Annotated in this window: 5 protein-coding genes; all 5 read right to left on the bottom strand. The window is 49.5% G+C overall.

Annotated elements, in window-relative coordinates; genetic code table 11:
- Positions 1-10 precede the first annotated feature (10 nt).
- Positions 11-2,374 (bottom strand): GH92 family glycosyl hydrolase, encoded by a 2,364-nt coding sequence (locus DWW23_RS06435; protein WP_122352454.1) that lies wholly within the window; start codon positions 2,372-2,374, stop codon positions 11-13.
- A gap of 125 nt (positions 2,375-2,499) precedes the next feature.
- The gene (locus DWW23_RS06430; RefSeq protein ID WP_187576560.1) at positions 2,500-3,594 is read right to left on the bottom strand and encodes an ROK family protein; all 1,095 of its coding nucleotides are present in this window, start codon (positions 3,592-3,594) and stop codon (positions 2,500-2,502) included.
- A gap of 31 nt (positions 3,595-3,625) precedes the next feature.
- Complete coding sequence (locus DWW23_RS06425; RefSeq protein WP_122352452.1) at positions 3,626-5,377, bottom strand: class I mannose-6-phosphate isomerase; 1,752 nt, start codon at positions 5,375-5,377, stop codon at positions 3,626-3,628.
- A 3-nt stretch (positions 5,378-5,380) separates the two neighbouring features.
- The gene (locus DWW23_RS06420) at positions 5,381-6,679 is read right to left on the bottom strand and encodes a GH36-type glycosyl hydrolase domain-containing protein (RefSeq protein ID WP_122352451.1); all 1,299 of its coding nucleotides are present in this window, start codon (positions 6,677-6,679) and stop codon (positions 5,381-5,383) included.
- Positions 6,680-6,832: 153 nt separating this feature from the next.
- Positions 6,833-12,385, bottom strand: a complete 5,553-nt coding sequence (locus tag DWW23_RS06415; protein ID WP_122352450.1) for an alpha-2-macroglobulin — start codon at positions 12,383-12,385, stop codon at positions 6,833-6,835.
- Positions 12,386-12,420: the final 35 nt, after the last annotated feature.

Here is a 12,420-nt window from a genome sequence, read left to right as displayed (position 1 = left end):
TATATATTCTTTATTTGTAATCATCCACAGCCTGATTGCCCATATCCATCTCCAGACGACCTCCGGCAGTGATTGTTTCAAAAGGAATACGGGTGGCAGGATATGCCTCGCCATTCAAGCGGTATTGCTGCACATAGACGTTTTCCCTACTGTTGTTCTTTGCTTCGATAACAAACTCTTTTCCTTTATAATATCGATTGTTGAGCCGGATGGTTATCTTGTCAAATACCGGACTGCCCAAAGCAAAAGACGGCGATGAATCCGTCAAGCCTTTCACATCGAACATTCCCAATGAAGCGATCACATACCAGGCACCTAACTGGCCCTGATCTTCATCCTGTCCGTAACCATAGCCATGAATCCCGTCCGTACCATAGAACTCATCGAGGATGGCACGTACCCATTTTTGGGTCAGCGAAGGACGTCCGGCTTCATTGAACAGCCAGGAGATATGCAAGCAAGGCTGGTTACCCTGGTTATACAGGGTTTGCAGACCGGCAAAAGCACCGACTTCCGTACCACCGCTGAAAATCAGCTTTTGGGAAACAGTGAAGATACTATCCAGGCGCTGATTGAAAACATCCGCACCGACCTTGCTGACCAGTCCTGCCGGATCGTGAGGCACATAAAACGTGTATTGCCAGGCGTTTCCTTCCTGAAAACCGCGCCAGACCTGCATCGGGTTGAAATCACCGATGAACTGTCCGTCTGCCTTTTTCGGGCGTACGAAATTGGTCGAAGGGTCATAGATACGTTCCCAGCCTTTGGACAACCACATCAGTTTATCGTAATCTTCCGTCTTACCGAGCTTCTTTGCCCATTGGGCAACAGCCCAGGCACTATAAGAATATTCCAAAGTATGGGAAGCGGAGAACATAAACGCTTCGTCCGGTCCGTCGCCTTTATCCTGGTGGGGGACATAACCGTATTTGAGAAACATGTCCGTATCGACCTTACCGGCACCGAGCGGGCGGTCCGTACCATCGAGTTCATTCTTGAGGGATGCTTCATAAGCCAGGTCTACATCAAAGTCACGGATGCCGCATTGATAAGCGCCTGCCAGAATCGTACTCAGCAGGTTCGTGCCGACACCCGATACGTAACGGCTGTTGGCAATACCGTCCGCCAGCCATCCGGCATCTTTATAAACCAGCAAATGGCTGCTGATGTAATCGGAAGCATATTCCGGATAAGCCAGTATCCATACCTGCGAAAGATTCCACTGGGCACCCCAGGCGGCATCGGTGTTATACAGATTATGTACCGGCTTGCCGTCTTTCACGGGAATTTGTCCGACACTGCCGTCGTTGCGGGGATAAGCTCCGTTCACATCGCTCGCCAGCCCCCGCCCTAACAGCGCATGATACAGGCCGGTGTAGAATTTCACCTTGTCTTCCTTCACCGGAGTTTCTACCCGGATGCGTCCAAGGTAGTTTTCCCATTGCTGATGGGCGGCTTCTTTCGCCTGGTCGAAGGTGAATGTACGTGCTTCTGCCTCCAGGTTCAGGCGGGCATTCGCTACGGATGTGTACGAGAGGCCAACCTTAGCCGTAATGCTTTCGCCTTCGTTCGTTTTATAAGTGAGGTACAAACCTGATCCGATACCTGAAATATGTCGGGTGTCCGGCTGTATCTTCTCTCCGGCAAATGTACCGTAACCTTCCGGCTGTTTATCCAGTTGGGCGAAGAAATAGAGAGGAACTTCTGCTCCGGGTTGATATTTCTTTACGTATTCCGGCATAGTGATTACCCAGCCTTCCACTGTACCATCTTCGTTCAGGGTGACGGAAGCATCTTTCACAGCACCGCTCTCTCCTTGCCTGTTACCGATATCGAACAGGATACGGCTCTCGTCGGATGCCGGGAAGGTGTAACGCTGGAAAGCCACGCGGGGTGTAGCGGTCAGTTCTGCACGGATATTGTAATCTTGCAGGTTAACGGAATAATAGCCGGCCGTTGCAATCTCTTCCGAATGATCGAAACGGGAACGATAGCCGCTTCCGGTAGAATCATCCACGGCACCGGGGACAGTCTTCAACTCGCCTACCGTAGGCATCAGGACGATGCCGCCCACCTGAAACTCATGCAGGCAGGGGAAACCTTCGATCGAAGTATCCCGGTAATCATAGCCGGTAGCTTCCCAGCCGGAGTTATTCCCCAGATGCCCATTGGTCGATGGGGCAGGCTTTGCCATCCCGAAAGGATAAGCTCCCGGCGTGAAATGGAACCAACGGCAATGGGCTGTCCCGATACGTGGCTCCACATATTGGGATAGTTCTTCTGCAACTCTCTCCTCCTTCACCGGCGAACAGGCAATAGCCAATCCGCCAGCCAAAAGACAGAGAGCCGCACTTAAGAAATTGTTTTTATTCATGGCGTAACTTGTTTATTATTTTAGTTGACAGTTGACAAGTGACAGTTGACAGATATTTCGGCTTTCAGCCGATTTATTTATCGAGCGCGAAGCTAAACTGTCAATTGTCATCTGTCAACTGTCAACTAATTTGTCAATTGATTTAGTGCATAAACATAAGCACCCAAAGCTACCGAACGACTGGCACCCTGCTTACTGATCATAACTCCGATACGTTTACAAGGGTCATAATCCACTTCACGGCCTGAACCGGGAACATGTATCTTGACTGCTTCTCCTTTCGCAAACTGGCTGAATTGAGTCTCGTCATCCAGATTATAGGCTTTACTTTGCAAACGACTGAAACGACTACCGTCCATCATGCCGGTCTGGCTGTTCATCTCCTGCAAAAGTGCGGGAAGGATATATTTGGCCGCACCGGTCAGACCACCGCCGATCACGATCAGGCCGTCGATCAACGTGATTGCCTGTGCAATGGCATCCCCCGCCATCTCTCCCAGTTCGGCAAAGGCACGAAGGGCTGCTTGCTGGTTACCCGGACGGGTGCCTTCTGCCATATCGAATATATCTTTCGGAGTATAAGTGGCTGTGTCTCCGGAAAGCTCCCGGTACACTCGTTGTACGGCACGGATGCTCACGCTTTCTTCTACAATATACTGCTGATATTTCTTATTGCGGAAACACCAGATGTCACCTCCGGCAGCATTATCGCCCATCAGCAGATTTCCGTCGATAACGACTCCTGCACCGAAACCTGTACCCAATGTGACACCCAACAGGTTTTTATAACGTTTGATGCTGCCTGCCTTTTCCAAACGGTTATTTATCTCCGGCAAAGCACCGGTCAGTGCTTCCCCGTAAGCAAAAAGGTCACCGTCATTATTTATGAAGACAGGGATATTGAACTGGTCTTCCAGATACGGACCTAATGCCACACCTCCCCGGAAAGAGGGAAAATTCGGCAAGTTACCGATGATACCTGCCGGATAGTCTGCCGGACCGGGAAAAGCGAAGCTGATAGCGACCGGCGGCTCCGGCAGTTGCTCACGGATACGGGTGAAACCTGTTGCCAGTTGTCCCAAACACTGATCCAGGTCGCAGGCACAGGAGGGTAAAGTGATCGGGGTCACGATCTCATCACCCCCGCGGATAGCCGAGAAGACCAGGTTGGTTCCTCCGGCGTCGAGAGTCATTACTATGCGGTTATCGTTACTATACATTATATATATGTGTTTTAATTGATATTCGATTTTATCCTTTCACCCGAACATATGCTTTTATCGTTCCGCAGGGTTTCCCTTCGGAAATACCATACGGACGAATCGTATAATCACCGACTATGGCAGGAACAATAAATGTTTCGGCATAATGGACAATGAATGGTTCGAATGCATTCCTCGGACTCTCCACGATCAGCTCATCACCTTCGATCACATTAAGAACGTTGACTCCCCCACCTGTATTGTGCGGCACCATTCCGGTAAACCAATGACGACGGGTTTCGATAAACTCATTTTCATGCAGACCGGTACGTTCTTCCACCCAACCTTCACCTTCGGCACGCGGTTCGAAATGATTGACCAGCTGGTCGCGTACAAAATCAGTCTGCCGTTCCCACTGGATCACATGGGAGCCGTGTTTGATATTGATCGGGCGCGGCTTACCGTCCAGTCCCAGACGTCCCCAATCCCACAGTTTGAAGGTGAAAAGACTGGGTGTCGCACTGATCTCAAGCACCATCGCATTCGATCCCGAACAATGGATGGTCCCGTTCGGGATCAGGTAATGGTCATGTTTCTTTGCCGGCCATTTGTTCACATACTTCTCCGTGTCGAACGGTTCGCCCGAGACCTGCGCCTCATTCAAAGCGGCGATCATCTCTTCCGGATCGACACCGGTTTTCAGTCCGAGATAAACTGTTGCATCCTCACCGGCATCCAACAGATAGTAACTCTCGTCCTGCGTGTACCAGATACCGAACGTGTCATGGATATATTGAGTTGTCGGATGAACTTGTAAACTCAGATTGCCCCCTCCCATCGTATCGAGAAAGTCGAAACGTATCGGGAAGTCCTGTCCGAAACGCGATTCTACCGGACCACCCAACAGGTTACGTGTCTGATAGAACACTAGGTTATTGGAAGCCATCTCGAACAGTTCGCCTTCAACTTTCAGATACAAGCTATTCTCTTCCGGCACACAATCGAAACACCAGCCAAAATTCTCCTGCTCCTTATCCAGGTCGCATACTTCTTTCATCCACTGACCGCCCCAGGGTGCAGGGTCGAAGAAAGGAACAACGCGGAACGGTTTATGGGCAGTCTTTTCCAGACCGGCACGCATCGTCTCACCGGTAATCATCTTCGGCATACCGGCAATATGGGTATCCAGCCAGTAATCGACTTCAGGCAGTAATTCTTTCTTCAGGGCATCACAGACATTCCAGTCGATGAAATATCCCCGTTTATAATGGTAGGAAGGAGCTTCCTCACGGTTCTTCACACCTAACCCATCGATCTCACCCCGACGGAAACGCTGCTGGATCTCCCAACGTGCCATATCTACATAAACCAGCACATCGGCTTTGCGGACAATCTCTGCCGCGGCATGTCCGTAAATAAGAACCAACCCGGTAGACGCTGTTATCTTCTCCCGGCATTCTTTTACTTTGTCTGCATCCAGAAAATCTGCATAATAAAAGGGTGCGCGGCGTCCAAAAAGGCGATCGTCTGTCAGATAAGGATAAGTCATCTTCTCAATGTCTTTTACGCCTTTAAAACACTGATCCGAATGAATCATCAAAGAAGGTTGCAATGTTGCCAGATGTTCAGCCAGTTCTTCCGGATATACACCATGATAACACTCAATGACAACGACCTTTCGTGCCAACTTTTCCGGGACGTTGCATGCTTCCTTCAACTTATCCAGCACAGACTCCCAACCTTTCCAAAGAGCCCCGTCGACAGCTGTCGAGGGACTTTTATCATAATTACTCTTTCTCATTATTTATTTATTTTCTTCTGACCATTCATTAAACATCTCGATAGCTTTCGCCAGTACCCCTGCCGATCCTTTGAAATGACCGGAGCCGCTGGGCACACCGCCCATACCGTACCATTCGTAGAAACCCTTGTTTTTGATTACCCGGTCGATCATCGGGCGTACTTCTTCATAGGCTTCTTTTACCATCCCATTGGCAATAAGCTGCTGGATCATACGGCCTCCGAACCAGGTCCAGTCGCCGCCATTCTGATAGATATACGCTTTCGACATTCCTCCACGGAAAAAGTTTTCCGGATAAGTGGGATATAAGGTTAAACCGATACTCGGCATACCCGACAGACGGACATTTTCCAGCATCTGCGCATTGACCGTAGCGATCTCCTCCGGAGACAACAGGCCGGCTTCAATCGCAATGGCCGTTCCTCCGTGATAATGCACGTCCAGTTCATTAAAGCCTTCGGGTATCGGAGAATTTTCGGGATAGATATGCGGAATAAACTTCTGCCGCTGCGCATCCCACAGATGTTTACGGGTATTTGCGGCAATACGGGCGCGGAGTTCTTTCCAACGAGTCTGATCTGCCTCGTCCGCAGTCATCTCCTGCATATAATCGAGGGCAATGATAAACATGGCGTTGTCATAGACATCGATAGCCGGGTCGGACAGTTCGTTCATATCGCAACCGAAGTCGTCGTTTGGCTGCACGTCTCCCCAGTCTGCCGTCATGGCACCGTAGAGGAGGCCGTATTGCTCGTTATAACGTTCTTTCATCAGATAGTCGATCATTCCGACCATACGCTGGTAGACCGTGCGGCCTGCAACCGTTTCATTCAGGATAGAGGTGTCGCCGGTCTTACGGATATACTTTCCTACGATATGGATCAAAGAAGATTCCTGGTCGGTTTCGACCGTATTCTTAAAAGCGACATGGTCGGGAGCCGCATCCGAATAATACGGATGGTCATCGCCCCAGTTGAAATCTGTTTTCAGGACATAACCATCTATCATTTCGTCGTTCGGCTGTTGCAAAGCAAAGAACAGCAGGATCGCATTACGCAGGTCGGACGGGTTGCTCTCTTCACAGGCTACTTCGATAAAGGTATTCATATCGCGTGCCCATATCTGGGAATAACCGCTTCCCGCATTGAACCCGCTGCGAATCACAGAACGGGCCATACTGTCGACCACATGGAAACTCTGATCGGCAAGGATTTCTTTGGCTAACTGCTGTGTTGCCGTAGGGGCTGTACAAGATAAAAGTCCACCACAAAGCAGGGCGAATAGTAAATGTCTTTTCTTCATTAATCTATTTGTATAAATATACTGCAAAGATAGAAAGCTTGCTTCTGAATAAAGCAAGCTTTTGTTTCGATATACTTATACTATCTTACGATCCGAAACCTCGAAAAAGCCGGTCAAACAGTGTAAGTAGAGATTTTAGGCCTAAAAGCCTGTTTATTCAACAACAACCTCTTTTCCTTCTGTATTCGCACGGATCAGATTGTCGTACATCGCTTCGCAATAAACCGGAGGCAGATAGAAACGTCCCGGATAAACGGCACAAAGGTTGATCTTGACCGTCACCTGGCGACCGGAAGGCAGATAATCGATATAGCTATACACCTTATCGTCGCGGATATCCTGGTAGTTCACGCCTGTAGCCTGGTTATCCGTAGCTCCGTCATTCAGGAAGCGGGTATTGAGAATCTCCCAACCTGCCGGGAATATCTCCGTTAATACCAGATTGTTCATGCCCCGGGCAGATGGATTCTTAACCGTTACCACAGCCATAAAATTCGTTCCCTGCGGGAGTTTGGCTACATCTACGGCGCGGCCGTTCTGATCGGTATAACTGACAGCCAACGATACACCGTTCGCATAGGCCTCTTCCTTGCCCTGCTCCGGAATACCTTCGGTCAGGATGCGGGCGAACAATGTCGACTTACCGGTATTCTGCAAGTCAACCATTGCAGATGTTCCGGCTTTATCCAGTAATTTTTCCGTCCATACATTCTTCGTGGAACTTACGTTGCCCGTCTTTCCACTGCAGGAATAGGTAAAGTCCATCGAACCTCCGACCTTGTATTTCGCCATATAGTCAGACAGGGCTACCAAAGCAAATGCCGTGGACTGCGTACTCAGCCAGTCATCCGAAGAAAGAACCTTCGAGATATCGCGGGTTAGCAAAGCAGCCTCTTTACCGTCATTCAGCAAAGTCAGTGTCATCAGACGGATAGCCTCATCACGCAGGCTGCTGCCGAATGTCAGGTCGTAATCCGAATAGTCAGTCTTTACTTCCGTCGTCTTTTCGATCAGACCTTTCGCCACATCGGTACGTCCGACCAAAGCATAACCGGCAGCGAGCAACCAACGGCTCATCGGTGTCAGCGATTTATTTTCTTTCAGGCGGTTCATGGCACCGACCTCTGGTACTTGTCCCAATGCCAGCACATACAAACGATATGCCTGCGTCATCTCTTCCGAACGAACATAGTAGGAACTTACCGGCTTCCAGTCGCGCGCTACACGCCGCAGGTTATTCAATACGTTACGCTTCATTCCATCGGGAACCAGATAACCTTTAGCCTCGGCAGAAAGCAGGAAATGGGTTGCATACACCGTCCCCCAGGCGTTGCTGCTGGTACCGCCGGGCCAGTAAGAGAACGCTCCGTCCACCGTCTGGTAAGAACGCAGGCGGCGGATTACCTCCTTGACAGCATTCTCGGTTGTCATCTGCTGCTCTTTCGACAAAGCGGCAAACTCACCTATATACAGTTGCGGGAAACCTTTGGAAGTGATCTGTTCCACACACCCGTGAGGATATCCGATCAAATAAGACAAACGGGAGGAGAGGTTCAACGGCGGTACGTCCGACATCTCCAGTGTCAGCGAATTAGTCCCCTTCATACCCGGCAAACGAACAGTTTGTGTCCATGACTTACCGGCCTCCAGGGTGACAGGCAGAACCTTCACTTGCGGACGGCTGACGGAACGGATCTCTATATCCGTTGCATAGACTGATTTATCGCCTTTTCCGGATGCTGTAATCGTTACCCGTCCGGCTCCCGGCATGTCTTTCACCTTGATACGGAACGAGGCTTGCTTATCACCTGTCTTAGTGAAGTTAAGCTGCTGGGTTGCCGAACCCATTATTTCCATATTATCGGAACAACTGATTGACACAGCAACATCACCCACCCCGTTTTCCGTCGCAAAGACAGTAGCCGGGACAACCATCTCCTCACCTACACCGATCACGCGCGGCAACGTACCGAGCAACATCACCGGCTTACGCACAAAGACGCTCTTGTCGGCGTGTCCGTAGGCTTCTCCGTTTCCGGCTACGACCATCACTTTCACCCGCCCGTTATAATTCGGCATGGTATAGATATGATGTTGTTTCTTTCCTTCCCTCAGCAGGAACGGACCTTCAAACTGTACGACAGGCTTAAAGCGGTTTACGATAGCTTTCGGACCTTTGTTCAGGGCATCGTCACCGCCGATGCTGAATAGTTGCTCGATGCGTCCTCCATAAGCTCCGACGACAAAGTTATACATATCCCAGGTACTGACTCCCAGAGCTTCGCGGGCATTGAACGCCTTCCAGGGCTCGGGTGTACGGAAGCGGGTCAGGTCGAGCAGACCTTCATCCACGATAGCCAATGTATAGGCCATCTCCCGTCCGTTCTTCTCAGAGATAGTGATTTCGTATTTAGCTTCCGGTTTGATCTCATCCGGCACGCTGATCTGCGGATATAAATGGCTTTCGGGTGAAGTCACCGTAAACGGAACGACTCCGTACATACGGATCGGCAGGTCATTTTTAGTAATGCCATGAGGCTGGAGCAATGTGACGTAGACGTATGCATTCGGTTGCATTTCCCTAGTCACATCGAGTTTGATCACGGTCTGCTGATCGTCGCAGGTATGCTCGGTTACGGAAAGGACTTTCGTTCCATTTTCTATACTGACAACGGCACGGCTTCCTTTTACCGACGGGATCGTGATAATCAGTTTCTCGCCCGGCTGGTAATTGTCTTTATCTGTTTTGAATGTCAGCATGCTGGCCGATTCGCTGCCGTCGGCATTCCGGCGTCCTTCGTTGTAAGGCCAGTCGAAATAGCTCATGACTCCGGTAGAATGCTTGCTTTCCTTATCTTTTACAGAGATGAAATAAGTACCCCATTCTTCATTACTGAACGAGAGTTGGAAAGTACCCTTGCCGTTCTCCCCGGTACGGACAGTGAACTGTTTGACCGGTTTGTTGTACGAATCGGATACGTAATTAGCCAGGCTGCTGTTGTCCGAACTCCACCACCAATACCAATAGACTTTATAGACCTGCACATCCAGCTCCGTGTTTGCCTGCGGATTACCCTGGTAGTCTGTGGAAGCTACTTCATAGGTATAGTTACTCCCCGTGTTGAGTTGATCACGTGCCTGTTGCGGCGATTTGATACCGGCATACCGTTTATAAGGAGAATAAAGCATCCGGTTCGCATCAATACTGAAATCGCCCGACTCTTCATAGACACGGGTCACAAAGTTCGCCATCAACATACCCGGAGCCGTCGAGCCGATCTCGAACTTTGCCTGTATGGTTGCATCCCCTTTCTCGTCCGTCGTACCGGATATCAGTTTACTTTCCTCACTGTTGAATGTCTTCGACGGATCATCGAAATAGAAATCCTTATAACCGGCAAACGTGGTCGGTGTCGAGATGAATGTACCCTGAATATCATATTTCAGGTTCCTGGCTGTTGCTCCCTGCAACCATTCCGTATGCAGACGGGCATTCAGCGGTTCGCCCCGCAATATCGTAGGGGCGGTTCGCGAATCGCCCTTACCGATGGACAGGTCTATCTTCAAACGATTCGGTTTGATCGATTCCACACGCAGGCGTTTGGTGAAGCTGACGCCACCCACATTTACTTTTACGCTCCAGGCTCCTGTCGGTGCATCTGCCTCTGTCGGCATGGCAAACGAATATAGGCCCAGTTCACCTTTGGTCTGCGTCTTACGCAAATAGAGTTGTCCCAGCGGGTTGTACAATTCCATGACCACCGGATGATTAGCCGGGAGTTTCTTTGCCCGGTCATTCAGCATAAAGCTCAGGAACAGGGTATCACCCGGACGCCAGACACCCCGGTCGCCATAAATAAATCCTTTGATGCCTTTCTGCACAACTTCGCCGGAAACATCGAAAGAGCTTAGAGATAAAGCCGAACCACCATCCACACGCAGGTAGGAACGTTCCCTGCCCATTGAGGCTATCAGGTAAAAAGGTTTGCCGGAAGTAATCTTCAGGCGGGTTTGTCCCTGACTATCCGTGATGCCGGATGCTAGTTGCTGGTTCTGGTAATTATAGGCAGCCACATTGACCCCGTTCTCGGGGTTCGTGGTAATAAGGTTATGGACCAGGACAGTCATTTCGTTGTCCTCACCTGCCATAGCCATCAGGCCCAGGTTGGTTGCCAGGACATTTTTACCTTCTACCTTATTATAATAGTAACTGTTTGAACAAGGATTATTACGTTCGTTGTAGTTATAATCGTTCCAGTCGAAATCGCCGTTGTAATAATAATATCCGCCATTGTCGAAACGGGAACTTTCTTCTTTGAACTTGATCTCGTTATCGGCCAGCAGTTGTTCGCGGGATACCTTCACAGAGTCGTCACACGGATAAGCGGACAGGTCTTTATTAAAAGATAGCTCAACACGGTAGATAGCACCGGGTTCCGGGTCCATCAGTTGTTTCAGGTCGATGGCATAGGTATTCCACTTAGACAGATCACCGCCGTCTTCATCCAGAAAGATCGTCTTACGGGCAACCAGGCGGCCGACACGCATCAGGTCCGAAGTACCGTCCAGATTATTTACTTGCAGGAATTGTCCTATATTCTGTTCGAGTATCTTTATCACACGCACCACAACGCCCCGGAGGTAAACAGCCTGGAAAGGTACGAGCAACTGTGTAGACTGGGGAATAACAACGCCCTGCCCGATAAATTTGACATCCGGCAACAGACTGCTGATCTCCACCTGACGGGTCACATCATCCTTCAACGTCAGTCCGTTCTTGCTGCGGATCTGATGGTTCAGATGTACATTCATCACTCCTGTACGTTGCGCATCAGGATACAGATGCAACCTGTTTCCTTCCACATTCACCGTTTCAGAGGTATTACCGGCAATAAATGCCAACCCCTGCATATCCTGGGAAGAATCCAGTTCCTTAGAGAATGTCACTTCCACATAGCGTTCAGGTTCCGTTACATAGGTTACGTCATAAACTTCGAAATCATTCCGATCGGGGATACTCACGGAAAGTAATTTAGCCTCATCGACACCCAGTTTATTCGGTGCAACGGAAAGGATCAGTTCCCGGCGTCCTTCAGTTCCTGCTTCTACATTTTGCAAAGTGACCTGATGTTTTTTTCCGTCTGGACTGTGTTGCCATACGGCATCCGCCTTTTCGGAGAAACGTACCAGGGATTCTACTGTTTCGGGGGATTCCTTATCGGGTGTCAGCAAGGTACACAACACATCATAGCCAAGCTCATTCTTTTTGTTGATCTCCATCGATTCCAGATTCGCACGCAGAGCCATCGGGAAGGTAGAGAAACCAAAGGTAAATTCTTTGTCTTTACCTGTCACGTCAAACCATTCGGAAAGGTCCGCCGACAGTTTGTAGGAAGTATTCCGTTCAAATTCTTTTGCCGGTTTAAAAACAATGGTCCGGTTATTCTCGAAAGAAAACTCTCCGGCAACATCCGGTTTGATACGGACCAGTTTAGACAGCCGGTCACTCTTCAGTTTATCCTGCGGTATATCCTGATTGAATATCAGATACACCGGCGTATACCGGGATATTTTCCCCGATGTAAAGGCTTCTACATTCGGATTAAAAGGCAACTCATCCGTCTCGCCTTCGCTACTCTTTGAAGTACAACTGCCCAACAGGCACAGTAAATAGCATAAACACATCCAATAAAGATACCTTGCCATATTTCTTCCAATTAACGGTTATTACTTATTCCAGA

The organism is Parabacteroides sp. AF14-59 (assembly GCF_003479515.1).
GTDB classification, from domain to species: Bacteria; Bacteroidota; Bacteroidia; order Bacteroidales; family Tannerellaceae; genus Parabacteroides; species Parabacteroides faecis.
Note: the sequence above shows the minus strand (reverse complement) of the source record. Positions and strands in the feature narration are given on the sequence as shown.

Coding starts and splice junctions, on each gene's coding strand:
- DWW23_RS06420 (WP_122352451.1), bottom strand. CDS start 6,679: ATGAAGAAAAGACATTTACTATTCGCCCTGCTTTGTGGTGGACTTTTA.
- DWW23_RS06415 (WP_122352450.1), bottom strand. CDS start 12,385: ATGGCAAGGTATCTTTATTGGATGTGTTTATGCTATTTACTGTGCCTG.
- DWW23_RS06430 (WP_187576560.1), bottom strand. CDS start 3,594: ATGTATAGTAACGATAACCGCATAGTAATGACTCTCGACGCCGGAGGA.
- DWW23_RS06435 (WP_122352454.1), bottom strand. CDS start 2,374: ATGAATAAAAACAATTTCTTAAGTGCGGCTCTCTGTCTTTTGGCTGGC.
- DWW23_RS06425 (WP_122352452.1), bottom strand. CDS start 5,377: ATGAGAAAGAGTAATTATGATAAAAGTCCCTCGACAGCTGTCGACGGG.